The organism is Candidatus Njordibacter sp. Uisw_002 (genome assembly GCF_047730155.1).
Lineage (GTDB): Bacteria > Pseudomonadota > Gammaproteobacteria > Pseudomonadales > Balneatricaceae > Njordibacter.
In genome coordinates this window covers 757279-783672 of record NZ_CP159832.1, presented here as the reverse complement: position 1 = coordinate 783672, position 26394 = coordinate 757279, and the positions used below count along the sequence as shown (strand labels likewise).

At 44.7% G+C, this 26394-nt stretch carries 20 protein-coding genes; 10 read left to right on the top strand and 10 right to left on the bottom strand.

The annotated features are described in order from the left end of the window. Window positions 1-227: 227 nt before the first annotated feature. Genes ABXT42_RS03770 through ABXT42_RS03760 form a run of 3 tightly spaced genes read right to left on the bottom strand, consistent with a single transcriptional unit; the run spans window position 228 to window position 3694 of the window. On the bottom strand, window positions 228-1724 hold the full coding sequence (locus tag ABXT42_RS03770; protein WP_443629033.1) for a sugar ABC transporter ATP-binding protein: 1497 nt from the start codon (window positions 1722-1724) through the stop codon (window positions 228-230). Window positions 1725-1733: 9 nt separating this feature from the next. Next, window positions 1734-2738 carry an ABC transporter permease gene (locus ABXT42_RS03765; RefSeq protein WP_443629032.1) on the bottom strand — a complete coding sequence of 335 codons (1005 nt, stop codon included), beginning with the start codon at window positions 2736-2738 and terminating at the stop codon, window positions 1734-1736. Further along, a complete protein-coding gene (locus ABXT42_RS03760) occupies window positions 2735-3694 on the bottom strand; it encodes an ABC transporter permease (RefSeq protein ID WP_443629031.1) in 960 nt (319 codons plus the stop codon). The genes ABXT42_RS03765 and ABXT42_RS03760 overlap by 4 nt, the downstream gene beginning before the upstream one ends. A gap of 281 nt (window positions 3695-3975) precedes the next feature. On the opposite strand from ABXT42_RS03760, the gene ABXT42_RS03755 reads away from it, so the two are divergent. The 10 genes from ABXT42_RS03755 to ABXT42_RS03710 all read left to right on the top strand — a co-directional run bounded on the left by ABXT42_RS03755 (window position 3976) and on the right by ABXT42_RS03710 (window position 18033). Beyond that, a complete protein-coding gene (locus tag ABXT42_RS03755; RefSeq protein ID WP_443629030.1) occupies window positions 3976-4977 on the top strand; it encodes a sugar ABC transporter substrate-binding protein in 1002 nt (333 codons plus the stop codon). A 331-nt stretch (window positions 4978-5308) separates the two neighbouring features. Beyond that, window positions 5309-6454: a Gfo/Idh/MocA family protein gene (locus tag ABXT42_RS03750; RefSeq protein WP_443629029.1), complete on the top strand. Its 1146-nt coding sequence runs from the start codon at window positions 5309-5311 to the stop codon at window positions 6452-6454. A gap of 1 nt (window position 6455) precedes the next feature. After that, window positions 6456-8054, top strand: coding sequence for a GMC family oxidoreductase (locus ABXT42_RS03745; RefSeq protein WP_443629437.1), 1599 nt, complete (start codon window positions 6456-6458; stop codon window positions 8052-8054). Further along, the gene (gene iolG / locus ABXT42_RS03740; protein WP_443629028.1) at window positions 8051-9052 is read left to right on the top strand and encodes an inositol 2-dehydrogenase; all 1002 of its coding nucleotides are present in this window, start codon (window positions 8051-8053) and stop codon (window positions 9050-9052) included. Before ABXT42_RS03745 ends, iolG begins: the two co-directional genes overlap by 4 nt. A 186-nt stretch (window positions 9053-9238) precedes the next feature. Further along, complete coding sequence (locus ABXT42_RS03735; RefSeq protein ID WP_443629027.1) at window positions 9239-10936, top strand: extracellular solute-binding protein; 1698 nt, start codon at window positions 9239-9241, stop codon at window positions 10934-10936. 1019 nt (window positions 10937-11955) lie between these two features. After that, a complete protein-coding gene (locus ABXT42_RS03730) occupies window positions 11956-12975 on the top strand; it encodes a sugar ABC transporter substrate-binding protein (RefSeq protein WP_443629026.1) in 1020 nt (339 codons plus the stop codon). 185 nt (window positions 12976-13160) lie between these two features. Beyond that, a complete protein-coding gene (locus ABXT42_RS03725; RefSeq protein ID WP_443629025.1) occupies window positions 13161-14690 on the top strand; it encodes a sugar ABC transporter ATP-binding protein in 1530 nt (509 codons plus the stop codon). After that, the gene (locus ABXT42_RS03720) at window positions 14687-15709 is read left to right on the top strand and encodes an ABC transporter permease (protein WP_443629024.1); all 1023 of its coding nucleotides are present in this window, start codon (window positions 14687-14689) and stop codon (window positions 15707-15709) included. Before ABXT42_RS03725 ends, ABXT42_RS03720 begins: the two co-directional genes overlap by 4 nt. 4 nt (window positions 15710-15713) lie before the next feature. Continuing rightward, on the top strand, window positions 15714-16742 hold the full coding sequence (locus ABXT42_RS03715) for an ABC transporter permease (RefSeq protein ID WP_443629023.1): 1029 nt from the start codon (window positions 15714-15716) through the stop codon (window positions 16740-16742). 259 nt (window positions 16743-17001) lie between these two features. Next, complete coding sequence (locus tag ABXT42_RS03710) at window positions 17002-18033, top strand: LacI family DNA-binding transcriptional regulator (protein ID WP_443629022.1); 1032 nt, start codon at window positions 17002-17004, stop codon at window positions 18031-18033. Window positions 18034-18076: 43 nt separating this feature from the next. On the opposite strand, the gene ABXT42_RS03705 is transcribed toward ABXT42_RS03710, so the two are convergent. The 7 genes from ABXT42_RS03705 to ABXT42_RS03675 form a co-directional block, all read right to left on the bottom strand. Next, window positions 18077-18826 (bottom strand): sulfite exporter TauE/SafE family protein, encoded by a 750-nt coding sequence (locus tag ABXT42_RS03705; RefSeq protein ID WP_443629021.1) that lies wholly within the window; start codon window positions 18824-18826, stop codon window positions 18077-18079. A 119-nt stretch (window positions 18827-18945) separates the two neighbouring features. Beyond that, entirely contained in the window at window positions 18946-19191 is a 246-nt protein-coding gene (locus ABXT42_RS03700) for an FmdB family zinc ribbon protein (protein WP_443629020.1), read from the bottom strand. A gap of 70 nt (window positions 19192-19261) precedes the next feature. After that, window positions 19262-20680 carry a dihydrolipoyl dehydrogenase gene (gene lpdA, locus ABXT42_RS03695; RefSeq protein WP_443629019.1) on the bottom strand — a complete coding sequence of 473 codons (1419 nt, stop codon included), beginning with the start codon at window positions 20678-20680 and terminating at the stop codon, window positions 19262-19264. 55 nt (window positions 20681-20735) lie between these two features. Then, the gene (locus tag ABXT42_RS03690) at window positions 20736-22016 is read right to left on the bottom strand and encodes a pyruvate dehydrogenase complex dihydrolipoamide acetyltransferase (protein WP_443629018.1); all 1281 of its coding nucleotides are present in this window, start codon (window positions 22014-22016) and stop codon (window positions 20736-20738) included. Between the two features lie 61 nt (window positions 22017-22077). Beyond that, window positions 22078-22614 (bottom strand): VOC family protein, encoded by a 537-nt coding sequence (locus ABXT42_RS03685; protein WP_443629017.1) that lies wholly within the window; start codon window positions 22612-22614, stop codon window positions 22078-22080. A 17-nt stretch (window positions 22615-22631) separates the two neighbouring features. After that, window positions 22632-24806, bottom strand: coding sequence for an alpha-ketoacid dehydrogenase subunit alpha/beta (locus tag ABXT42_RS03680; RefSeq protein ID WP_443629016.1), 2175 nt, complete (start codon window positions 24804-24806; stop codon window positions 22632-22634). Between the two features lie 76 nt (window positions 24807-24882). Continuing rightward, window positions 24883-26358 carry an NAD-dependent succinate-semialdehyde dehydrogenase gene (locus ABXT42_RS03675; RefSeq protein ID WP_443629015.1) on the bottom strand — a complete coding sequence of 492 codons (1476 nt, stop codon included), beginning with the start codon at window positions 26356-26358 and terminating at the stop codon, window positions 24883-24885. Window positions 26359-26394 lie beyond the last annotated feature (36 nt).

The window sequence follows — 26394 nt, the reverse complement described above, 5'->3', positions numbered from 1 at the left end:
TCGACACATCCGCTCCTGCCGCGATATACGATGCAACAATGGGCTGGTTGAAACTATAAGCCACACGGTGCCTATTGAGTTACATTGTAACCAATTGGAGTGTCTATTAAACTGGGTGCGTATCACCTTCTCTGCATAAGGGAACCTAGGTAGGGGGCAGGTGAATGTATAAATTTTTTCTAAAAACATTTAGACATGAATGAGATCACAATCTGAAAAAAAATTTATCAGGCTGCAGTCAACCCTGACACTGCTGCAATTAAATTTTCTTCTGTCATTTCTTTACCCGTATACTCTCCAACTAGCCGCCCTTCTGCCATGGTTAATATGCGGTGACTCACACCAATCACTTCTGGCATCTCCGAAGAAATCACAATCACTGCTAAGCCTTGTTCAGCCAGTGTTGCAATGTATTGATGAATGGCAGATTTGGAACCCACATCAACGCCCCTAGTTGGCTCATCAAGAATAATTAATTTTGGATTGGCACATAGCCATTTGGCGAGAACTAATTTCTGTTGATTGCCACCAGAAAGATCAGAAAGCAATTGCTCTGGCCCCGTCGTTTTAATTTCAAGTTTGGTTTTATAGTCTTCAAAAATTTGAAGTTCCTTGTCCACGCTAGGAACCCCCACATTTGAATATAAACTAAGGTGTGGCAGAGTCATATTGTGTCTGCCGCCCATCCCTAATATAAGGCCTTGCGATTTTCGATCTTCAGGCACCAGCGCCATACCTTTTTCAATGGCCTGTTTTGGGGATGAAAAACTCACCTTTTGCTGATCAAAAATAATTTCGCCACTATCTTTTTGGCGCACACCAAAGAGTGTTTCAGCAACTTCAGACCGACCCGCGCCTATCAAGCCATATAAACCAACCACTTCTCCTGCTCGGACTGAAAAGCTAATATCTTTAAACAAACCCCGGATAGTTAATTGATTAACACTCAATAACTCGGCTCCAAATTCTGCTTTTGCTCGGTGAAAATACTGGTCTAGATCTCTACCAATCATTCTATTGGTGATTTCTCCAATGGTTGATTCACTGGTGTTCACCGTACACTGTACTTCTCCGTCTCTGAGAACCGTAATTCGATCTGCTATCTCAAAAATTTCATCCATTTTATGGCTAATGTAAACAATCGCCACACCCTTTTTACGTAAGGATCGCACGACTTCAAAAAGCTGATCTTTTTCAGTAGTTGTAAGTGTTCCAGTGGGTTCATCAAAGATAACAACATTGGCGTTAAAGACCAGCGTGCGCGCAATTTCTACCATTTGCTGCTTCGCAATTGACAAATTACGCACAAGAACTTCGGGTCCAAAATTACAACCTAACTCATCTAAGGCAATTTTTGCTGCTGCGTTCATTTTTCGTTTGTTAACTATTCCAAAGCGATTGGTTGGCCAGTCGCCTAGGTAAATATTTTCTGCAACTGACAATTCGGGTGATAATGAAAGTTCTTGGTGTACCAGCAGGATGCCTAATTCTCGAGCTTCTTTGGGTGTCTTTATAATGACTTTTTTGCCACGATGGTGAATGGCGCCTTCATCAGGGTTATAAATGCCTGATAGCACTTTCATAAGCGTTGATTTACCTGCGCCATTTTCACCCATTAGCGCATGCACCTCGCCCGCCCTGATATCAAAACTAACTCTGTTAAGTGCGATCACACCCGGAAATTTTTTCAAAATAGAATCAGCAGTTAGAATAATGTCATTCATTTTTTCACCCTACCTAGATTGGCTAGAAGTTAACGTTTTATCAAGAATTAATGCGAGCACAAGCACTGTTCCCATGACGATCAACTCGATGTAATTAGGCGTATTAAGCAGCCGCAACCCGTTCAGAAGCGCCGCTAGAGTAATAACACCCCCCACTGTTTTCCACATACTGCCATACCCTCCGGTTAAGCGTGTACCGCCCAAAACCACAGCAATAATCGTCCACAGTTCCCAAATTCTAGCGGCATTGGGTTCTGCAGTTCCTAAACGCATAGACAACAAAACGCCAGCAACCCCGGCTAATAGACCACAAAGGGTGAAATTAATGACCTTATGACGTCGAACTCTGATGCCCGCCTCATGAGCAGACTTTTCGTTATCACCAACGGCATAGGTTTCTAATCCATGCTTGGTCTTAGAAAGAATCCACTGGAAAAACAGGGCTAAGCCAAAAAATATCATGGCAGTAAGCGACACGGGGCCGAGATAAATTTCTGGGTACTCTGTGTATGAATAATCACTGGTCATTAAGGCTTCTTCACCCGTAAAAATGAACACAATACCGCGAATGCCCATCAGCGACCCCAGCGTAACTATAAAAGAATGAATTCCAGATAATGCGACTAAGGCGCCGTTAATGAAGCCAAACAAAGCACCCGACAATAAAGCCACCAAAATAGCGGGCCAAATACCAATACTGTCCTGCAGGCCTATAGCAAGCGCCGAAGATAAGGCTAACGTTGCACCCACCGAAAGGTCGATCTCGCCATTGAGCATAACCAAGGTCATTCCCACGGCAAGTAAGCCAATAAAAGAGCCCTGCGTAAGCACATTACCTATATTATTGAGGGTGAAAAAATATGGTGAAGCAAGAGAAAACACCAGCATGCAAATAAACAAGAACACCCAGATGTGCTGCTCTCGGATGATTCTCAATATGCTTAAGCTCGAGCTTTGCATTGATGTCATCATTTTGGCAGCGCGGTCTTTCTTCACACCCACTGAGTTGCTCATACGAAAACCCTCCCTCTCTTCGCAGCTAAATCAATCCACACTGCAAGAATAATAACCGCCCAGGTCACCAACCACTGGACATAATAAGCAAAGCCTAATAACAACAAACCGTTTTGCACGAAGCCCAGCATTGTAACGCCAATGACTGTTCGCCAAATGGTGCCTGAGCCACCCAACATAGATGTGCCACCGAGAATTATTCCAGACAAAACCGTCAGCTCATATCCTTGACCAATGGTACTTTGCGCTCCCATGACTCGGCTACCCATGATAATGGCCGCTAACCCAGTTCCAAAACCAGAGATAACATAAGCCATTAAGACCACCCACCTGGTTTGCACACCCGAAAACAAACTGGCGGTTTCGTTTCCTCCAATGGAAAAAACCCAACGTCCAAAGTTAGTTTTTAAAAGTACAAAACTACCCACAAGTGCAGCAAAGAAGAATATCCAAACAGGTACTGGAATATCTATAAACTCACTTCGTCCAAAAAACCGGAACCAAGTTTCTTGAGGGTTAGTGACGTTAACGTTTGAACCACCCGAATAAAATAGTGTGGCGCCCTGCAGTAATGACAACATCGCTAGGGTGACAATTAGCGAGTTTAAGCGCATAAACCCGATCAAATAACCATTTACTATGCCAATTAAAAGACTGGCAAACAAAGTGTACGCGATAGCTATGGCTGGCCCCACTTGATTATGTTGGTCCACGACTAGAACTGTTAGCAAGGTAAGTATCGATCCAACTGACAAATCTAAGCGCCCCGTAATAACAACAAACGTCACCCCAATAGCGATCATTCCAGTGATCGACACTTGGCGAATTACATCTAAAATATTACCCGGGGTAAGAAATTCGGGTGAAGAAAAAGACACCACTGCTAAAAAGATGGCGAAGCCACCAAGTAAACCGTGTTTTTGAGCTGTCTCACTGGCTTTTTTGAGAAGGGCCATAATAAAGAATCTACATTAGTTTTTGTTTTACTTTCTATATAATAGTTCTATTCAATAGTTAAATAGTAGTGGGTATTTGTCCAAAATGGATATTTATAGGATAGCCATCGCTCATAAAAAAACCAACATCACCAATAGAACCCATTTTTAAGATTTTTAATAAAATATCCAATTTGGATATACTGAGTATTGCGACCTACTTGCCAGCTATGGTGATATAAATAGGCCAAAGCATATAAGGCTTAGGTTGTACGATTAATAATTTAACGGAGTACAAAGTGATGAATAAAATAAGAACAACATCAGCAATTTCGATTGCTGGATTATTGTGTGCTGGCCTGCTAACTAGTGCAGTTCAAGCGGCCAATGCACCTGATTGGTTGGGAGGTAAGTTGACAAAACCACTTTCCGAAACCCGGATTGGTATTACCGTGCTATACCCAGGCTCCAATGCCTATCAAGCAAAATATGCGGAAACAGCGGTCAGTTATGCAAAAGAACTTGGCATAGATGCGACAGTGATGGATCCTCAAGGTGACCCAGCTGTACAGTTCAACCAAATTGAGGATATGGTCTCTCAAAATTTGGACGTCATTGTATTGTGGCCAACCTCCCAGAATGCTCTTATACCTGCTGTGCGTCAAGCAGCGCGCGCGGGCATCCCTGTTATTACGTCAAACTCACCTATTGGAGAGGCTGGTCGTCGATATATTAAAGCACACACAGGTCCAGACGATTGTGCTCAGGCAGAACAAGCAGCAGAAATGTTGGGGGATTCACTCAACGGAAAAGGTAATATTGTTGTCGTTGAAGGTACGCCAGGTTACAGCGTTTCGATTCTTCGAAAGAACTGTTTTCTCGATAAAATAGAAGATGCATACCCCAACGTCAACATCCTTGCTAGCCAATCAGCCGATTGGAGTCGTGAAAAGGCACAGACTGTTATGGAAACCTTCTTAACCAAGTTTGGTAACGACATTGATGGTGTTTATGCGTTTGATGATGGTATGGGTTTAGGTATTATTAGTGCATTACAAGCTAAAGGCAAAAAACCTGGTGACGTAAAGGTTGTAACCTGTAACTTATTTGGTGAAGGTTGGGACGCTATCAAAACTGGCTGGGAAACTGGCTCCAACAAGCAATCAGCAGAAGATGATGCAATATTAGCAATTCAAACTGCAGTAAAAATTGCCCATGGTATTGATGTACCCGTTTTAGCCCAAATCGAAACTCCAAAAATCCAAGCTAACAACGTTAACCAATTCGAACGTCCAAGTTGGTAGTTTGGTAGTAAACGGGTCGTTATCATTTAACGCAATCGACTAACGAACCGTTTGCTAGTTAATTTACCAGAGTATGGATTTTTAGACGAACAATTGCCTATTGATCTAGGCATCGAAAGCCCTTAGACAAAGGCTTCTCTGGTTGAGAGAAGCCTTTCACGACGGGTTAAATTGATCACAGAATTAAAAAAAATTGGAACCATTTTCTCTAGTTTTTTCTTCAACAGGGTTGAGAAAAATCATATTTTGGGTGGTTCCATAACTCATAACAATAATCGAACTTGGCTTTTTATAGGAAGCCAACGACTAGGCAGATCTGAGGGAAGTCCACATGGGATTAAAAGATAAACCTACCATTCGCGTTGGCTTAATTGGGTCTGGATTTATGGGCCGTTGTCACGCTAATGCTTTTCGCAACGTAAGCAGTTTATTTAATCTTCCAGTCAATATAGAGCTTACTTGTTTAGCAGATATCAACAAAGCGCTGGCGCAGGATAACGCAGACGCTCTCGGTTTTATTTCAAGTACAGACTGCTGGCAGGACATGGTAGCTGACCCAAACATAGATATTATTGCGATAACATCCCCCAATGCCCTGCATGAGGAAATGGCTATCCTTGCTGCAAGCCATGGCAAAACAATTTATTGTGAAAAACCTCTGTCGACAACTTTGGAGTCGGCTATGCGTATGGTAGATGCGGCTAATAACGCCGGAATCGTTACTCAAGTGGGGTTTAATTTTTTACGCAACCCGCTCTTTAAAATGGCTAAAAACATGATAGAACGAGGTGACCTAGGCGACATTGTAAGCTTTCGCGGGACTCATGCCGAAAACTATATGGGTGACCCATGCCAACCCCATTCATTTAGGACCCACCCCCGAGGGGGAGGTGCATTAGCTGATATAGGCAGCCATATAACATCATTAGCTCGTTATTTTTTGGGCCCTATAAGCAAAGTGAATGCACACCAAAAAACGGTGGTCAAAGACAGGCCACGCGAACTTGGAAGTTATGAAATGCTCCCGGTTCAAGTTGATGATGTATCACATATCTTGGTGGAGTTTGCTAGCGGCTGTATCGGCAGTATTGATGTTTGCTGGCTGCAGACAGGGCGCAATATGGACCTGTCCTTCGAAATTACGGGCACCCTTGGGGCCATTCATTTTAATCAAGAAAGAATGAATGAAATCCACGTTTATAAGCCTATTCAAAATAGTTCTGAAACTGGATTTACCAAAATAGAAACAGGCGCCCAGCATCCCCCCTACGATCAATTTTGCCCAGCGCCAGGCCACCACATCGGATTTAATGATTTAAAAGTGATCGAGGTGGCCGAACTTATTAATGCGATGTTAAATGGCGAACCACTCTTTACAGATTTTCAAGAAGGCTACCAAGTCCAACGCACCATCGCTGCTATGCAGTCATCTGCGGACACTGGACAATGGGTTAGCATCAAGGAGCATATTGAATAAAATGGAAAGTAAATACGACTATATCGTTATAGGTGCGGGTTCCTCAGGCTGCGTAGTTGCTGGCCGCCTGGGCGAAGCTGGATACAAAGTATTATTATTGGAAGCGGGGGGGAAGGATAATAGCCCTTGGATAAAAATTCCATTGGGCTACTCTAAGCTGTACAACAATCCAAAGGTTAATTGGTGCTATACGAGCGAACCAGAGCCAGAATTGAATAACCGACCTCTATTCCAGCCAAGGGGTAAAGTGCTTGGTGGGTCTGGTTCCATTAACGGCATGATTTATATGCGCGGTCAGGCACAAGATTTTGATTCCTGGGAAGCCCAAGGTTGTGTTGGGTGGGGCTGGGAGGAAGTGCTGACCTATTTTAAAAAATCAGAAAATCAACAACGTGGGGCAAGCGAATTCCATGGTGTGGGTGGCCCCTTGGAAGTTTCCGATTTACCCTCTAATCATGCTTTGGGTGAAGCCTTCCACAGCGCTTCTGAGGCGCTCGGCTCCCCCCGCAACAATGACTTTAACGGTGCAGACCAAGTCGGTACAGGCTATGTACAAATCAATACTAAAAAGCAAAGGCGCTGGAGTACTGCGTCGGGATTTTTAACTGGGCCTGCAATGCAAAATATTACAGTGCAGCTTGGTGCAATGGTCGAGAACATTATTCTAAAGAACGGCGTAGCGACGGGTGTTCGTTGGAGCAACAAGTCTGGAAACTATGAGAGCTTTGTGACTAAAGAAGTCATTGTTTGTGGTGGTGTTTTCAACTCACCACAGATTCTAGAATTGTCCGGTATAGGCAAGCGAGAGGTGCTTGAGAAAGCAGGTATTGAAGTTCAGCACGAGCTACCAGGGGTGGGGGAAAACCTTCAGGATCACTTTGGTATCAGTGCAGAATATCACTGCAGCAAAAAAGTTACCGTTAACGATTTATACAATAACCCGATTTTAGGCGGCTTACAATTATTGCGCTATTTGTTATTTAAAACCGGTCCCTTTGCCGACAATGGTAATTACTCCAATACCTTCATTACCACAGCGCCCCATATTAAAACCCCAGATATGATGATTACTTTAATGGCGTGGAATACGGGTGAAGATTTGAAGCCCAAGCCGTTTTCTGGTTTTACAATTTTAGCTGAACATATTCGACCAAAATCCAGAGGCTCCTGCCATGTCAAGACTTCCAGAAAACAAGACGCACCAATTATTAAATTTAACTTTCTTAAACATCAAGATGATATTGATGCGGCGATTGCAGGCCTCAAACAGGCCCGAAAAATCGCCCAAACAGCACCCATGGATGGGTTTGTGAAAAGCGAGATTGCGCCTGGGCCAGGTCCAAAAACGGATGCAGAACTGGAAGCTCACTGTCGGAAAAATGGTTTGTCTTTGCTACATGGCGCAGGGACCTGCCGCATGGGTACAATAGAACAAGAAGATGCTGTTGTGGATTACCGTTTAAGAGTGCGCGGGTTAATTGGTTTGCGGGTAGTTGATGCGTCTATTATGCCCAACGTGGTCTCGGCTAATACCCATGCCACCGCCGTGATGATTGGAGAAAAAGGTGCGGCGATGATTGTTGAGGATGCCAGGGCATGATTAATATTGCGGTGATTGGTGCTGGTCGTATGGGGCAAATATATTGCCATAATGTGGCGAAAAATGAACATTGCAAGCTTGTTTATGTGGTCGGTAGAACACTAGAATCGGCATCCAAACTAGCCCATAAATACCAAGCACATGCGTGCACAGAGATTAGTGTGGTAATCAATAACGAGGCCGTCGATGCCATTATTATCGCTAGCCCCACACCTACTCATTTAGACATTGTGACTATGGCGGCAAAAGCAGGAAAAGCGGTGTTTTGTGAAAAGCCCATTGATCTAGATATACAAAGGGTCGATCAGTGCTTAGAGACCTTAGCCCAGTGTCCGATACCTTTTATGTTGGGTTTTAACCGCCGCTTCGACCCACAAATTAGCCAACTTCGACAACGCGTATTAGCGGGAGACGTAGGCCATCTTAATATGTTGCTACTTACTAGCCGAGATCCGTGTCCACCTCCAGTCAACTACCTACAAAGTTCTGGGGGTTATTTTATTGACAGCACAGTGCATGATATCGATTTGATTTGTTGGATCAGCCAAGAGTTGCCTCTTGAAGTCATGGCCACTGGATCCTGTCTAGTTGACCCCAAAATTGGTGAACTTGGTGATATCGACACCAGCATGACCATGATGCTGATGCCTAGTGGAACCATTTGCCATGTAAACAATAGCCGGCGGAGCGTGTACGGGTTTGATCAGCGCATAGAAGCCTTTGGTTCCAAGGGCATGCTACAAACACAAAACCAACATGAACATTCGTTACTTAGCTATTCTGACACCCAAACTAATATGGCGTCGCCACTAGAATACTTTTTCCTAGAGCGTTATAAACAATCATATTGCATTATCATAGATGAATTTATTTATGCGGTACAAAACAAAAAGTCTATAGATTGTAATCAATATGATGGTCGCAGTGCTCTAGCGATAGCCCTTGCTTGTAATCGATCAGTTAAAGAACGTAAGGCCATTGCGCCAGTATATTCCTAGACATGACAACAAAAAACAGAGTCTATTATTGGCGCCCAACTTTGTGTTGCAACCCGTTATTGCTCCACCACCTAATCAATAACAGTGGCTAGTAGGGACCCTAGCCGGGGCAATTCTATTTAAGGATGACTTCCATAACTCACCTAGGTAACATATCTTTAATTTATCAATTTAATCGGTGGCGCCATGACCCAAACTGAGCTGCTTTCTATTCTAGAATTTGTAGAAAAAATACAGTGTATGGCGCAGGGAAAAAACACCTTGGCTGGTGTGGATTCTCGTTGGAACATCATTTTGTATGCGATGCGCCGTCATCTTGAAGGCAAAATCCTTACCCAAACAGCCTTGACGATGGCAGCCAATGTACCTTATGGCTCTGCTATACGTCGAATCAATGAGTTAATAGATGAAGGATACATACTAAAGCGTCAACGCTCCAAAACTGGAAAGTCTTTTTCCTTACACCCCTCCAAACAGCTAATCGGCAGATTTGAAGAATATGCATTTCAGCTTAAATCTCACATCGGCGTTACTTTCGGTTTTAATGAGGGTGGCAAGTCGTTGGATGACTTTTATTTTGGTGCTTCTTATATGGCGTCTAGCACCCTATCCTTTCCTTCAGCCTTAAGTTTTGGGGTCGGTTTTGATAAAAAGCTACGCATATTAGGCCCGACTGATCCAACTTTTAATTTTCTGGCAGGTAATCCTCGTCAAATTAATGAATTTTGCGGTGGCCCTGTAGAAATGGTGGTGATGAATCTTGATGATCTCCGGAAAGAGTCTATTCGTAACGCTTTATTAGAGCAGTCTGAGTACGATCTCATTGCCTTTGATTTGCCTTGTTTAGGTGAATTTGTTGCTAAAAAAATAATAGTGCCTCTGAATGATAGAATCGATGAAGAGAAATTCAATTTTACAGATTTTCATAATGCGGCCTGGCAGGGATCAGCTTACCAGAGTGACCAATATGGTATTCCTATTCAATCCACTAGCGAGGTATTTTTATACCGTACCGATCTGTTTGAAGAGTTTGATATTGATTGCCCGCCGCAGCAAGTTGACGATGTTTTGCAAGCCGCACAGAAATTGCATCAGGTACAGCCGGGCTTAAGTGGTATTGTCATGAACTATGGGATAGGTACTCCCATAGCCCATACTTTCATGCAGACTATGGCGTCTATGGGCCAAAGCATCATGTTACAAAGCACAGAGTCGAATGGGTTATTTAATCAAGGACGCCCAAGAGTCGACACCGAGGTGGGCAAAAAGACGATGGAATATCTTTTAGAGTTACTCGATTATGCCCACCCATGCAGCCTAAGTTGCGATTGGGATAAGCGAATCCGTACTTTTGCTAAAGGAGAAGCTGCAATGACATATGGTTGGTCCATCCGAGCATCTATGGTGGAGTTAAGTGATTACACAACCGTTGCTCAGCAGGTAGGTTATTGCGCGCCACCTAGCGCACTTGGTGTGGCTTCAGTGTCGCCCATTGGGGGTTTCTCCTTAGCCATTCCCAACAATATGAGCAAGGAAAGACAAGATACTGCATGGCGTGTCATGAAATACTTAACTAGGCCTGAGCTTATCAAATGGTATGCTTTAAACGGCAACTATTCGAGCACTCGTTATTCAACCAGTGCAGACCCCGAGGTAAAAATGGTGAGCCCAGTGGTGGAACTGGTTGATGAATTAGAGCGTAAAGGTCAAGTGCAAACTGGAGTCAGGCCCCCAATCCCAGAATATTTTGATATTATTAAAATACTTGGTGAGGAAATTCATTCAATTTTAGTCCGTACATATAGCGTGGCAGCTGGTCTAAAAAGAGCGCAAGTTCGGCTCGATAAGTTGTCGATTAACGTTAGGGTAGGTAGGTCTTCTTAGGCACAGATGCCAGATCACTTGACCCTAAAGATCAACGAATTCATTGCAGCTCCGGTTAGCGAACCCGTCATGCAAGTTACGCAGTCTGGTTATAAATGTCACATGCTCTTATGTGTTGTTAAATGGTCATTCCCACACTAACTCATGACCAAGAAACGCACAAAAATTTCGCCTGTAATTAGTCGCTCAACCTAATACAGGGAAAAAAGTTATAGCACAGGAGAAATTACCATGGCCTCCAGTTTCAAGCTTTCGTGGCCAAGCTATCTATAGTTTGGCAGCGCTGGCCAATGATGATCTTATCAAAACATCCAAGTATTGTGGGTATCCCTTACAATCGGATGTGCATCTCCCCTAGTATTGCAGGCTATGTGGCTTTTGGGTTGACATTCATTATGGGTGGCTTACTTTACCTTGAACTTGGCTAGGTTTATTAAGCACAGTGCGGAGATTGACGGACCGCCAACCTTCCTGTGAATAAACATATGTCAGCCGTTTAATAATCCAGTTGACTGATACCAATCCCAATTACCCTTGGTTTTTTTAACTCTGTTGCTGGCAGTAGAACTTGAGTACAGAAAGGTTGGTGGCGCTAAATGGTCTAAGTTCCTTGTCTGATTAAATCACGCTAAATTGAAGTAGACTTAAAAGCAAACGATTGCATCAAATTAAGCTTAAGTTGATAAAGATTAAGAAGAAATAAAAATCTAACTTAACTAAATAAAAATATAAAAGGTGACAAAACACTTTAATCTGCGACTATGCAATCAATCTAAAAACTTATACTTAGGTCATAACTCAGTTGCCAATCACACATAAAAACACTATAAATCATTGTTAATATTGAATTAATGATAAAATGAAAATGGTAATAAAAAATTATTTAGCATGAAGCCCAGTTTAAAAAACGCGATAAGGTTACAATTTATTCATAATTTAAATTGACTTTAAAAAAAGCATATGTTTATATTAATTATGCAATCGATTGCATATAAATAAAAATAACTTAGGTATAAATTATGACTACAAAATCAACTCTCATAGCTACACTCGGTACTGCTGTGTTAGCAGGCACGTTGAGCATGAGTGCACTAGCAGCCTCTATTGTGTCGTTTAACGGTCCAGCTGGTGAAGCCTATATCGGCAAATTCATCAAAGGCATTAAAGCCACTGCCGAATTAAAAGGCTTCGATATCAAGGTGTATGAAAACCAGTTTAATCAGGCAGAGCAAGACCAGCAAGTACAGCAAGTGTTGGCTACTGGCCAGTTACCTGACGTTTTCATTTGGTGGCCTTCTGATGCAGTTGCAGGCTTAGGCTCTTTGCGGGCTATGCATAAGACGGGTGTACCGGTTCTAAAAATTAACCAGTTGCCAAATGACCAAGACAAAAAGTACATCTTTGGTTATGCAGGCCCAGATGACCGTTTGCGTGCTCGTAACGCTGGTGTCATGATGGTACAAGCCGCTAAAGAAAAGAAAGCCGCTGGCGGTAAAGGGTTTAACGTCGTTGCATTAACCTACCCACAATCTTACGGTGGCTACGGTCTTTCTATGGACGCGTTTAACGCAGCCATTGAAGGCTCAGACTTGAACCTAATCGGTGAAGTTGACGAAGGTTTTGGCCAAGCAAATGGGTATAAAGGTGCTGCCAAACTGGTTGCAAAATTGAAAGATCAGGGCATTGACTTCGTATACGGCATGGATGACGCCATTTTAACAGGTGGCCTTAAAGCTTTAGAAGAAGCTGGCTACAAAATGGGCGAAGACGTGATTGCAGTGGGTACCGTATGTAACGGTGACAAGCAGTTGCTAGAAGAAGGTAAGCAATACGGTACAACTTTGCAGTCTCCATTGCATGAAGGTCAGTTGGCTATCAAGCTAGTAGAAGAGTACCTTGCTACTGGTAAGCTTGAAAACTACATCAACTTTACACCTAACCCACCAATTACCCAGTCCAACATGGACACAGTGGCATTGAAAGGTTATGACGGTAAAGTATACGCTATCGAAGAGCTTTGCTCTGGTGCTTGGAATTAAGCAGACGGGTTGATCCCTGTTGGTGTTTGAATTAAAGCGCCCAGCCGGGCGCTTTTTTAATAATTTTTTAAAAAAAGTAACGTTTGAAAACGTCCTCAGATGCTTTATTTTCTGTGATCAGGTAGACCTGGATCCCGCTATATAAATCATTTTAGACCAGACTAATCCAACAAGGACCTATTGATATGACTAATGCTCCATGGCTTGAGCTCAAGGGGATAAAACGGCATTTTGGCTCCATTAAAGCGCTCAAAGGCGTTGATATCCAAATCAACCGAGGCGAAGTATTGGGCTTGGTAGGAGAGAATGGCGCAGGAAAATCCACCCTAATGAAAATCATGAGCGGCTTTGATAGCGGTTTCACTGGCGAAGTATTCGTTGATGGACGGGCGGTTGAACTTGGCTCTCCCAATAAAGCACAAGCACTAGGCATTGCTATTGCTCAACAAGAGTTAAGCCTAATCCCTACCCTATCGGTAGCAGAAAATATTTTCTTAGGCGGCAATCATGGTCCGACCATAGCCTCCTTAAGCACCCTAAGCAAATTGGCTAGACCCTTTTTAGATCAAGTTGGGCTTAATGATATAGACCCAAAAGCGCCCGTTCATAGACTTTCAGTAGGCGAAAGCCATCTAGTTGAAGTCGCCCGCTTAGTCGCTCATAACCCCCAATTACTCATTCTCGATGAACCTACAGCAGCATTGAGCGAAACTGACAGTGAACGCATACTCAACATGGTTAATCGCCTCAAGGCGAATGGCAAGTCAATCATTTATGTGTCCCATCGATTGGACGAGATTTTCAAAATTGCCGACCGTGTAACGGTGTTACGCGACGGTGCCAGCCAGGCAACCAAACTGGCTTCTGAATTAGACGTACCCAACTTGGTGACATTAATGTTGGGGCGCGAATTAAGCGACATGTTTCCACCCAAGAATCTGAAAAGCCAAGGCACAACAGCCTATACAGTTTCTGACCTATGGCCCGACGGTTTATTAAGCCCTATTTCCTTCAATGTGAACAGAGGCGAAATTTTAGGCCTTGCGGGACAGCTTGGCAGTGGTGCTGGTGAAATATTGGCTGCCATTGCGGGTTCCCATCCAGTTCGTTGCGGTTTAATCACTGATATGTCTAGTGGCAAGTCTTTTTTGCCCAAGTCATCAAAAGTGGCCATTACCTATGGCATTGCCTATTGCTCGCCAGACCGCAAACACGATGGTTTATTTTTAGGACGTCCAATTTCCGAAAACTTAACAGCTCCCAATCTAAAACGCATTTCTGATAAAGGCATACTTAACACCTCCAAAAGCAACACCCTCAGTGCTGACATCGCTGAGTCCTTTACTATAGACCCCAGCCGCCTGCCCCACGAGGCTTCAGTTCTAAGCGGTGGTAACCAACAGAAAGTGGCATTGGGTAAATGGCTTTCCATTAACCCTGGACTAATACTCGTAGACGAACCCACCCGTGGTGTGGATGTCGGTGCTCGTGCAGAAATTTATCAGAAGCTTGTAGAACTTGCAGAATCAGGGGTGTCCATCATCGTCGCCTCTACTGACCTGCTTGAAATATCTGAACTACCCAGCCGTGTACTCACCTTCTACAAGGGTGCATTAACCTGTGAACTAGAGGGCAACAAGGTGAACACCGAAAATATTCTCAAAGAAATCACTAACCCAGAAACCTTCTTACAACTAACAGGAGATGCATCATGAGCGCCGCTGCAGAGAGCAAACGTTCGGCCGGCGCCGGAAAAAGTACAGCCGTAGACATCGTCAAGCAAAATGGCCTTAATATATTTTTAGCTATTATTGCTTTGGTGTTTATCGGCTTTGCCATTACTACGCACAATTATTTGACCCTATTTAATATTAAAACCATCGTGCGTGATGCTGCCTTGGTGGGCATCATGGGCATTGGACTTACCTTTGTTACTTTATCAGGTAATTTCTTTTTGTTATCCATGAAGGAAACAGCAGCTCTGTGTATTATCACTTTCGCCACGAGTATGTCGCACGATTTTGGGTTTGTCATTTCACTGGCTGGCGCTGTAGCGGTTGCAATGATTTCAGGTGGCTTACAAGGCTTACTGATCGGTAGAGGGGGCAACCCCATAGTGGTGACCTTAGGTGCTGCAGGTATTTTGTATGGCATTGCTAGTTGGTGGAGCGATAACTTGGTGATTTCTTTTCGACGACCCAATGACGCCGAGTGGTTAGGTACTGGCTCTGTGATGGGCATACCTAATATCACCATCACCTTTATTGTCATCGCTATAATAGCCGAGTTAGTGTTACGTAAAACCAGCTTTGGACGTCAAGTGTATTTAATTGGTGCCAACCGGGCCGCAGGCAAGGCTACTGGCCACGAAAACAGAAGCATGGCCATCAAGGTCTGCATGATCGCTTCAGTTTGCTGTGCCATTGTTGCGGTTGCTTTTTCTGCCCAGATGTCCAGCGCCCAAGCAAACTACTTTTCCTCTGAATTTGGTTCGAGTGGCGACTTCACTATTTTAGTTATTGCCACCGTCATGGTGGCTGGTAACTCAATTATGGGTGGTTACGGTTCTACGTTAAGAACTAGCTTAGGTGCGGTCTTTATATCGGCTGTGGATAACATGATGGTGTTGCAAGGTTACAACAGCGGACCTCGGGTATTATCCGTAGGACTTATGATTGTATTTAGTATTTTAGTATTTGCTTACATACGCAGAGACAACCGCTCTGAGGGCTAACAACATGACATTTTTCAACCTTAAAAAAATCACCAGTAACGACCCTGATTTGGCTTTTGCCATTCTTTTGTCTGCTTTGGTGTTTGCTTTTTTCTCTTTCAATGAGCCATTGTTTTTTAACATTAACACTGGTTTTGCCATTATGGAGCGCTTCGCCGTACTGGGCTTGGTAGGTTTGGCCTTAACCTTATGCATTATTGCCGGCGAAATAGATTTGTCTATCGGCTCCAATGCAGCCTTGTCGGCCGTCATTGTGGTGCGGTTAACTGATTCAATCGGTGCAACCAACGCCATCTTAATTGCCTTGGCTGTGGCCACCAGCATTGGCTTGATCCAAGGTTTCTTTATCGCCTACCTAAAGGTGCGTGCTATCGTGTTAACTGTGGGCACACTAATGCTTCTGCGTGGCATCACTTTATTTGCCGCCGATGAAAAGACAGTGATGTTAACTGACTTTGATATTCCAGACTTTATTCAAGAGAAGGTGTTCTATATTTTTTCTCCTGCATCATTTTTAGTGCTTGCAATATTTGTGCTTGTGGCATTATTTATGCGCTACACTAAATATGGTCGTGAGGTTTATGCCATCGGAGGGGCTCGTAAGGAGGCTGTGGCCTCTGGAGTGAGCTTGAAACGCCCAATGATGATAGTATTCGCTATTTCAGGCCTGTGCGCAGGTATTGGTGGTGCTATCATCGGTTTGCGCTCGGGCACAGCCCAACCTCTAGGCTTGCAATACTTGCTTTTGGCAGCCACAGTGGCTGCTTTTATTGGCGGCGTGAGTGTTCTGGGTGGAAAAGGTGGCGTTGTTGGGGCTTTTGTCGGCGTTTTAACGGTGAACTTTCTCAACACCGGTTTAGTGTTTAACGTCACCCCAGCCTATATTGCACAAATGTATATGGGAGGCTTGCTGCTGGTAGTTATACTGTTTCAAAGCATGTCCAAGGTGTATGAGGACAAACAGCAACGACAACTTAAACTGGCCGACACAGATAGTTTCCGACAGCGACTGTTGAAAAGTTTAAAAGCCTAGGTAGAGTGAGACAATAATTATTATCCCTGAGCTAATAATTGACCCAAAATAGTATAGGCGAAAATAACAGCCCACAGTGAGAACAGCTACAGACTGATCGTCGTTAAAATTTTCCAGCCTAAATAAAACCTAGTTCGGTGCATATCGCTACCGAACTGGGGACCTTAGAGGCTCTAACGTGTCTTTATTACTCTCCTTTTGTTGTGTCAAATGTGCAATAATTAATGTTGATTATAATTTACTGACCTGGGGTTAATCGTTGAGTAGTCGAGTTCGTATTAAAGATGTGGCGCAGCACTTGGGAATTAGTACCTCAACGGTATCTAGAGCACTGAATCCTAAAACCTGCAACATGATCAGTAGTGACGTGGTAAGCAAAGTTAAACGTGCTGCTGATAAGCTGGGTTACACCATGGATTTTGCAGCAGCAAGTTTGCGCAATCAGCGTACTTATACTGTTGGCGTAATTATTCCTGACATCCTTAACCCAGCATTCCCCCCCATTATTAAAGGCATACAGGAATACCTGGCAAAACATAACTTTGTAACCTTCACCTTGTTTACTAATAATGAACAAAATCAAGCCATTACTGAAATGCGCAAGCTGGTCTCTAGGCGTGTAGACGGCGTGATCATCGCCAGTGCCTTCTTACAGGATGCGAGTGTTAACTTCTGTATCGATAACAATATCCCCTTAGTGACGGTGAACCGCTCTATTAAGGATGGTCACTTGATACATCAAGTCATGGATGATGAAAACCACGGCATCCAACTCGCCATAGGTCACCTAGTGGATCTTGGCCACACTCACATTACTCATATCGCTGGTCCACAAGATATATTGCAAGGGATTAAGCGTAAGGAAGCCTTTATTCAGCATTGCCAAGCTCAAAATATCCAAGTAGACATTATTAACGCCACCGCCTTCACGGTTGAGGCAGGTAAAAGAGCAGCTCAACATTTTGTGAATAACAAGTGTGAGGCGACCGCCATCATCGCAGGCAATGACTTGATTGCTGTCGGCGCGATACAATATTTGTTAGCCAACAATATTAATGTGCCTAAGCAAGTATCTGTTGTGGGTTACAACGGTATGCCGTTTGCCGAAATGTTGAGTCCAGCTTTGACCACAGTAGCTATGCCGGCAGAACAAATGGGGCAGCAAGCCGCACGCTTATTACTCAACGCGATAGAAGATCAAGATGCTCCCAAACAAAAGGTGCTACTGGCTCCTAAACTTGAAGTAAGACAAAGCACTGCCCCACCGCCAGCACAGGTAACAGTAACATAGGCCTGCGCCTGTGGGCATCTTTAGCCCTACCCTCACACTATAGCTACAATAGAGCAAGGCCGTCATAGGTTAGTTTACAACCCGTTATAAACAAGAAAAAGTTGAAGATTTGATAGAACTTCTGTGGTGAGACTCGCTTGTGTAAGTGATAACCCAAGCTCACACCAATAGGAGCTAAGGGTAACAATACCAAGGAAGTCAGTAAGTTTTGACTGTCGAGTTGCCCCAACCAAAAATAGGGGATCAGCTTTACATAGTTGGTAATGCCAAAGAATATGGTGCATGTGCCCATAAACACCGTAGGGTGTAGTTTTTGTGGAACCAAATAAAAGTTGACTGGAGGCCCGCCTGAGTGAATGCCAAAACTAGTAAAGCCAGCAATCGTAGACCAAAAGGCACCCTTGATAGGGTTGGGGGTTTGTTGGATTGACGACTCATACTTCAACCAAAAGTTTAGTGCAAATGCCAGTGCCAGTAGACCAATAATTAAACGCACATGAGATTCGTTTAAATAGCTAAAAGTTAAACTGCCTAACAGCACTCCAACCAGGGCTGATGGGAGCATAATCTTCAAGTTATGTGAATCCCATTGGCCCCAAAATTTGCGTACTGCAAACACATCCATTACACACAAAATAGGTAATAAAATACCAGCCGCTTGCATGGGACTTATGACCATGGCCATTAACGGCACGCAGACCACACCAATGGCATTACCGAATCCCCCTTTAGCCACGCCAAAAATAAGCACTGCAGGCACTGCAAAAAAATAGAATAATGGATCAGTAATCACTAAATAAACCTTATTGTTAAAGCCCCTGGAACATTAGGAAGGGCTTTGCATTGGGCCAAGGCAGATGCCTTTGGGGTAGGCTGCAGTCATTATATCAACTGCTGGGATGCACTAATTTATCAGCGATGAGTGCACCCTGTGACACAACCGCAGGCTGTGGCTGCTGCGCTCTTTTTATTAACTACTGTGGTGCGCTTTAAACCATTGCGCCTTACGCCAATACCACCGGTAATGACGCGCTGCACGGCCAAACCCGTATCAGGGTCATGAGTTAAGGCTTGGTCATTCATTTTTTGAAACTGTTCAAACCGCCTAGGTTCACCACTTGGTCCAGCAACTATGGTTTGGTAAATGTACGTTGGCATGAGTAACTCCATGGTATTACTGTGAAATTCGGTTTGCGTTAGGCGCTAATCCTGTCAGCGCAAAAGACATTTATATGTGTATGGCACGACCATAAGCATCCAATACAGATTCGTGCATCGCTTCTGAAATACTAGGGTGGGCAAACACCGTATGCATCAGTTCCTGTTCTGTGGTTTCCATGTTTTTAGCCACCACAAAACCTTGTATTAATTCCGTCACATCAGCACCAATAAGATGGGCCCCTAAAAGCTCTCCTGTATCGGCATCAAATACGGTTTTAATCAGGCCTTCAGTGTCTCCACTAGCAATCGCCATACCACTGGCAGACAAAGGGAAGCGGCCCACTTTAAGGGTGTGGCCAGCTATGAGTGCCTTATTTTCAGTTAATCCTACACTAGCCACTTGAGGGCTGCCATAGGTACAACCTGGTATTAAGTCCTTGTTGAGAGGATTCACATGGTCAAGGCCATTAATTTTTTCAACGCAAATCATGCCTTCATGGCTGGCTTTGTGGGCTAAGCAAGGGGCTCCAGCAACATCGCCAATGGCATACACATTAGCTTCATGGGTCGCCTGCCACTGATCCACTTTTATAAAACTATTTTCAAGCTCAACGGCAGTGTTTTCTAGACCTAAAGAGTGCGTATTGCCCACCACACCCACAGCTGAAATGATGCATTCAACCTCGAGTTCCTGATGTGCATCTGCGGGGCTACTCCCACTCTTAAGGTGGACCTTTAGCCCACCTTCATGATGCTCAACTTTTAACACCTTAGTATCCAGCTTTATATCGATACCACGCTTGGTGAATGCCTTAGCAGCAAAGTTAGATATTTCTTCATCTTCTACGGGCAACACATGGTTTAAGGCTTCAACAACTGTGACCTGCACCCCTAAAGAATTATAAAAGCTAGCAAACTCCATGCCGATCGCACCCGCCCCCATTACCAGCAAAGACTTAGGCATATGCTTGGGCGTCATTGCGTCTCTAGCACTCCAAATAAACTTGCCATCTGGCTCTAAGCCAGGGATTGCTCGCGGGGTAGCTCCAGTCGCAATAATAATGTGCTTTGCTTGTAGCTCCTTAGACTCAGCACTCTTGCCGCCATTTGCAGGGGTAATAGCAATTTTACCAGCCCCCAACAATTTGGCAGTCCCGTAGACAACTGAAACCTTATTCTTTTTCAATAAATGACCAATGCCTTTGTTTAAATTATCGGCCACTTGGCGTGAACGTTGTACCATTTTACTCAAGTCAAAGCTGTAATCATTGACGGTAATACCATACTTGTCTGCTTGCTTGATTTTATCGATTAGTTCAGCACTTTTAAGTAGTGCCTTAGTAGGAATACAACCCCAATTAAGACATACACCGCCTAGCTCATCCGCTTCAACCACGGCCACAGACATGCCCAACTGTGCCCCGCGAATAGCCGCCACATAGCCACCAGGACCGCCACCAATCACCACCAAATCAAAAATTTTCATACCAAACCCAATTGTATATTTCCGTTTAAACACGCTAAGTGCTCAACTGTGTTAACTACAGCATCAAATGCGCAGGTGATTCAACAAAGCGCTTAAGCACACTTAAAAATTGAGCCCCCACAGCTCCATCTACAACCCGATGATCTGCTGATAAGGTTAAATTCATTAGTGTTGCAACGGCCAGTTCGCCATCCTTAACCACTGGTTTTTGCTTGCCCGCACCCACGGCCAAAATGCACGCTTGGGGTGGATTGATGATCGCGCTAAAGTTATCAATGCCATACATGCCCAAATTTGAAATAGTAAAACCACCACCCTGATATTGATGTGCTTGCAATTGGCCTTTACGGGCGCTTGCGGCAAGCTGTCGAATTTCAGTGGAAATACTTACTAAACCTTTGGTGTCGGCCCGACACACGATGGGGGTAATTAGTCCAGCATCCGTAGACACTGCGATGGATATATCAATGTCCTCGTGGTGCAACATCGCCGTATCACTCCAACTGGAATTGACCTGTGGAACTTGTTCCATGGCCTTAGCGACAGCCTTCACTAAAAAATCATTAATGGTGAGTTTATAGGTGGCTTCTTTGTTGCCTGTAATGCTGTTAATGCTTGCTGGGGCGTTAGCATTGAGTTCTTTAAGCATGCCTTTAAGGCTATCAATTTCGCAGTCTACAGATAGGTAAAAATGAGGGATATTTTGTTTCGATTCAACCAAGCGCTGAGCAATCACTTTACGTATTTGACTGTGTTTAACTTGGCTCGATTGAGACATGGCTGGCAATGCCAATGCTGAGTGAGGCACCTTGTTACTCATCGCATGTTCAATGTCTGCACGTAAAATTCGACCCCGTGGGCCGCGGCCCTTTAGGGTCTGCAAATCGACTTGATTTTGATCTGCAATACGCCTTGCAAGAGGGCTGGCAAAGAGCCGCTGTGGCTGTTTGTCAGCAAGTTGTTGTGTTGGTGCTGTGGCGGGTACAGACGTGACAGACTCCCCAGGGGTGCTTTGTGGGTTAACGTCTACCACTGTTGGAGTGGCTGTAGCTTGACCAGATGCCGCAGCACTAGGAAGGTCTGCAATGGTTTCATTACCAATGAGTAGGTAACCAATTAACGAATGCACTGGCACATCATCAGTGCCGGCAGGTATTAAAATTTGTCCCAATATGCCCGCACTTTCAGCTTCAACTTCAATCACGGCTTTGTCAGTTTCGACGGCAACCAGTACGTCACCTTTGGCAACTTTATCGCCTACAGCCATATCCCAGCTGCTGATATTACCCGCATCAAAGTCTGGGGTTATGGCAGGCATCTTAATTTCGATTGGCACTGTAAATCTCCTCAATGTACATAATTACTTGCTCCCTAAGAGCAAGTATAAACTAGTCAACCTATTGGTCTGGGTAGGCTGGATGCCACAATTTATGATCGTAATCTCGCTCATACAGCTTGCCCTTTGGAAAACTTACCAACTCTAGCTGTAAGCCCCATGGGGCTTTAAAATAGACCCATGTTTGGCCACCACTAGGGCCTTCTGTGCGCACTACTGGCTCACCCATCACCTCGATGCCACTAGCTCTTAGGTAACCTAGAGCTTGGTCAAAATCATCAACGTAGAAGGCCAAGTGGTGTCCTCCTATATCGCTATTTTTAGGCACTTGAGTATTTTGATCAGGAGAACTGTATTCAAAAAGCTCAAGATTGGTGCCATTTTTACAACGCAAGAAACGTAAATTTTTCATCACTGTCTCAGGGTGAACGTCTAATGTTTTAGACAACCATTCACTGGCTTCAAATGGGCCTAATTCATAAAACGCTTCACAGCCAACAATATTGACAAAAAAATCTACAGCTTGTTTGACATTGGGTACTGTGATCCCAATATGATCGATACCTCTTAGTCCAGGCATGCCCACTGTGTTACTCATATTTAGCACCTTGTCTGTTAGCCCTGATCAGCGATAGCTTGCTCAAAACCCTTAAGGATTTCTTCTGCACCAACAAAAGCTGCACGTTCTAAAGGCTTAGAAACCACAGGCGATGCTTCACTGCCATGGATCCGCCTTACTGGATGATCCAAGTGATCAAAGTAGCGCTTCTGCACTTCTTCAACCACCAAACCACCATAAGAATTAGTCACACAACCTTGTTCAAGTACGATCACGTGGTTGGTTTTTTCAATACTCGCGCCGATGGTCTCCCAATCGAGTCCCGCACGGTCTAATGATCGCAAGTCGATAATTTCAGCATCTATGCCATGTTCTTCACACACGTCTAATGCCCTGCCCACCATATTCAGGTAAGTTAACACCGTGAATTTAGCACCTTCTCGAACCACTTTAGCGGTACCCAGAGCAATGAAATAATCATCGTTATCAACTGCGGCAGGCATCACTTTGTTGTAAAGCTCTACACTTTCAATCACCAAAACTGGGTCTTCACATAGCAAAGCCGAGTTCATTAAACCAACATAATCGAACGGGTTAGACGGCGCCACAATGCGCCAACCAGGCCACATAGAAAACAACCCAGCAGGGTCCATAGAGTGTTGAGAACCATACCCTGTGCCAATGGCCACCTTGGTACGCAATACCAAAGGCATGCTAATGGTGCCGCCAAACATATGCCGTGCTTTAGCAATTTGGTTAAACAACTGATCCGCTGCCACCAAACCAAAGTCAGGGTACATGAGTTCCACCACAGGGCGATATTTACCAGTCACAGCAACCCCGCCAGCTAAGCCAACAAAACCATGCTCTGCTATGGGTGTGGGTACACAACGATCAGGCCAGCGTTCAGGGATGCCCTTCGTCGCTCCGTTGGTGCCACCAATCAGTTTATGCACGTCCTCGCCTAACACAAACAAACGTTCGTCTGTATCAAAACGACGCACCATATTTTTAGCGATCGAAGTAATGAATTTAGTGGGCGCAAGCTGGCCCGTAAAGTTTTCTTGTTCTACGTAGTCTACATGCTCTAATTCTTCTAGGTTACTGCGTAGACTGTCATCGCAAGTGTTGGGGTCTGGCCACAATTCCTCACGGATAGTGCGGGTACCATTATTAGTGACCGTTAACTTTGCTGCGGCATCAGCAGTTAACTCAGCTGCGGCTGTGCCAATGGCATCGCAGTCATCCTGACTGAGCCAGCCTAAGTCGATCATTTTGGCTTCCATAAAGCGCAATGGGTCACGTGCAATCCACTCTCGCTCTTCTTCCTTCTCACGATAGCCAAAGGCACTGCCCTTGACACCACCACTGTGATGATAGAAACGGTACACATCGACTTCTAAGACAGCAGGGCCTTGACCGCTGCGTAACAGCTCGTTCACTTGCTGCATGGCCATGCGCACGCTAACAGGATCCATACCATCGACTTTGAATGAAGGAATACCAAAGCCAATACCCCGGGCAGACATGCGCGTTTCACGCGCTTGTTCGGCCACTGTAGTAGACACGGCATAACCGTTATTTTCGATATAAAAACATAAAGGCAGATCATAAAGAGCAGCTAAGTTAAAGGTTTCAAGCACATTGCCTATGTGACACGAACCATCACCAAAAGCCGTGAGTACGACCTTGCCCTGACCATCTCGTTGTTGCGACCACGCTGCACCGGCAGCAGTCGGAACACCGCCCCCAACAATAGCATTAGTACCAATCACACCAGCTTCTTTCCAGCGCAGATGCATAGAACCACCACGACCACCACTGTAGCCAGGCTGTAAGCCCATAATTTCAGCCATGGTGCGATAAACGGTGTCCCTGACCGCTGGGGAAAACCCATCTGCCGATGACTCAATACTTTGTTCATGCACATGATTTAGCGCTTTAGCGAGAAATACATGGTGGCCACGGTGGGAACCGTTCACCAGGTCGTCCGTACCAAGTTCCGACATGGCACCCACAACAGCGCCATCGTGGCCAATACTTAAATGTAAGGGGCCGTGAATCAAACCGTTGTTATTAAGACCCGATAAGGTCTCTTCGAAGGCTCGAATAATATGCAGATGGGTGAGCATTTTTATACACTCAGCCTTGCCTATGGTTTTCCAGTCAGTATCCGTTGCAGTGATCTGCAGCCACTTTACGTCTATGGGGATATTTGTTGCCTTGGCCACGGCCATTACTCCTGTCAATTAATGATTACACTGTTATTGATGTGTTAAAACCCAGTTGCAATGCAATAGGGCTTGGTTACCAATCGATTGCGATGTATTTTTTCTCAGTAAACTCGTGCAAACCATCTTGTGAGCCTTCACGACCAATACCACTTTGTTTAACGCCACCAAAGGGTGCTGCTGGGTCAGAAATAAAGCCCCTATTGACTCCTAAAACGCCCGCCTCTAACTTTTCTGCAACCGCTAAAGCATTACCTACATTGGCACCTATAACATAGGCAGCTAAACCAAACACCGTGTCATTTGCAGCAGCAATCACTTCTTCTTGACTCGTAAAAGTAACGATTGGCGCCACGGGTCCAAATATTTCTTCGCGTAAAATATCCGCATGCTTAGGGATATCAACCAAGACTGTGGGTTTATAGAAAAATCCGGGGCCTGCAACTCGTAAGCCACCGGTTAATACCTTGGCACCCAGCTCGACGGCCTGATCAACTAATTGCTCTACTTTGTTAATGGTACTAGCATTCACTAGCGGGCCTACATCAACCCCTTCTTTCATGCCGTCACCCAGTACCAAACTGCTCATCGCTTGGGCAAGGCTTGAAGAGAATTCTTCGGCGCGGGTGTGATGCACATAAAAGCGATTAGCACCAATACAAGATTCCCCGGCATTGCGCATTTTTGCAACCATAGCGCTGTCTACAGCAACCGCCATATCGGCGTCTTCTAGGACGATAAAGGGTGCATTTCCACCCAGTTCCATGGAACAGTTAACCACTCTTTCACTGGCTTTTGCCAATAACAACCGCCCCACCTCAGTGGAGCCGGTAAAGGATATTTTTCTTACCCGTGAGTCACTTAAACTGATTTCAGACACCATAGACGATCGTTTAGACGGAATAACATTCACCACACCTGCAGGCACACCCGCTTGCTCCAGCAGTTGCGCTAAGTAGAGTGCAGTTAAAGGCGTCTCTGATGCCGGCTTAAGAATAGTGGTGCAACCCGCAGCAAGCGCTGGAGCTATCTTTCGAGTGCCCATAGCCGCTGGGAAATTCCATGGTGTAATGAGCAAACACACACCTACGGGTTGATTTTTAACTAAAATGTTATTAGCCCCAGATGGGGCGCGCATAAACGTGCCTTGATCGCGACAGGCTTCTTCGGCATACCAGCGAAAGAACTCAGCCGCATAACCCACTTCACCGAGGGCTTCAGCTCGAGTCTTACCTTCTTCCAAAGAGATAAGCCGCGCAATGACGTCTTTATGCTCGATCATCAGTTCGAAGGCTTTACGCAATATTTCAGCCCGTGCCCGAGGTGAGAAGTTAGCCCAGCTAGAACCAGCATTATAGGCCGCTGTAATCGCACTAAGTACATCCTGCTCACAAGCAGAGGCAACACTGGTTAAGGCTTGATTATTGGCTGGATTAACCACCGAAAAAGTGCCACCGTCGGCTGCCGGTACCCATTGGCCATTAATGTATAAGTTGGTGGGCACACTAGTGGCTAAATCGACCGTGAGTCCTGCAGTAAATTGACTTGTCATGATAGTTCCATTAGTTCAAGGAGAGGTAAAAAGCGC

What these genes read in the sequence shown, in the direction of transcription:
- ABXT42_RS03770 (WP_443629033.1), bottom strand. Translation starts at nt 1,724, where the DNA reads ATGAATGACATTATTCTAACTGCTGATTCTATTTTGAAAAAATTTCCG.
- ABXT42_RS03765 (WP_443629032.1), bottom strand. Translation starts at nt 2,738, where the DNA reads ATGAGCAACTCAGTGGGTGTGAAGAAAGACCGCGCTGCCAAAATGATG.
- ABXT42_RS03760 (WP_443629031.1), bottom strand. Translation starts at nt 3,694, where the DNA reads ATGGCCCTTCTCAAAAAAGCCAGTGAGACAGCTCAAAAACACGGTTTA.
- ABXT42_RS03755 (WP_443629030.1), top strand. Translation starts at nt 3,976, where the DNA reads ATGAATAAAATAAGAACAACATCAGCAATTTCGATTGCTGGATTATTG.
- ABXT42_RS03750 (WP_443629029.1), top strand. Translation starts at nt 5,309, where the DNA reads ATGGGATTAAAAGATAAACCTACCATTCGCGTTGGCTTAATTGGGTCT.
- ABXT42_RS03745 (WP_443629437.1), top strand. Translation starts at nt 6,456, where the DNA reads ATGGAAAGTAAATACGACTATATCGTTATAGGTGCGGGTTCCTCAGGC.
- iolG (WP_443629028.1), top strand. Translation starts at nt 8,051, where the DNA reads ATGATTAATATTGCGGTGATTGGTGCTGGTCGTATGGGGCAAATATAT.
- ABXT42_RS03735 (WP_443629027.1), top strand. Translation starts at nt 9,239, where the DNA reads ATGACCCAAACTGAGCTGCTTTCTATTCTAGAATTTGTAGAAAAAATA.
- ABXT42_RS03730 (WP_443629026.1), top strand. Translation starts at nt 11,956, where the DNA reads ATGACTACAAAATCAACTCTCATAGCTACACTCGGTACTGCTGTGTTA.
- ABXT42_RS03725 (WP_443629025.1), top strand. Translation starts at nt 13,161, where the DNA reads ATGACTAATGCTCCATGGCTTGAGCTCAAGGGGATAAAACGGCATTTT.
- ABXT42_RS03720 (WP_443629024.1), top strand. Translation starts at nt 14,687, where the DNA reads ATGAGCGCCGCTGCAGAGAGCAAACGTTCGGCCGGCGCCGGAAAAAGT.
- ABXT42_RS03715 (WP_443629023.1), top strand. Translation starts at nt 15,714, where the DNA reads ATGACATTTTTCAACCTTAAAAAAATCACCAGTAACGACCCTGATTTG.
- ABXT42_RS03700 (WP_443629020.1), bottom strand. Translation starts at nt 19,191, where the DNA reads ATGCCAACGTACATTTACCAAACCATAGTTGCTGGACCAAGTGGTGAA.
- lpdA (WP_443629019.1), bottom strand. Translation starts at nt 20,680, where the DNA reads ATGAAAATTTTTGATTTGGTGGTGATTGGTGGCGGTCCTGGTGGCTAT.
- ABXT42_RS03685 (WP_443629017.1), bottom strand. Translation starts at nt 22,614, where the DNA reads ATGAGTAACACAGTGGGCATGCCTGGACTAAGAGGTATCGATCATATT.
- ABXT42_RS03675 (WP_443629015.1), bottom strand. Translation starts at nt 26,358, where the DNA reads ATGACAAGTCAATTTACTGCAGGACTCACGGTCGATTTAGCCACTAGT.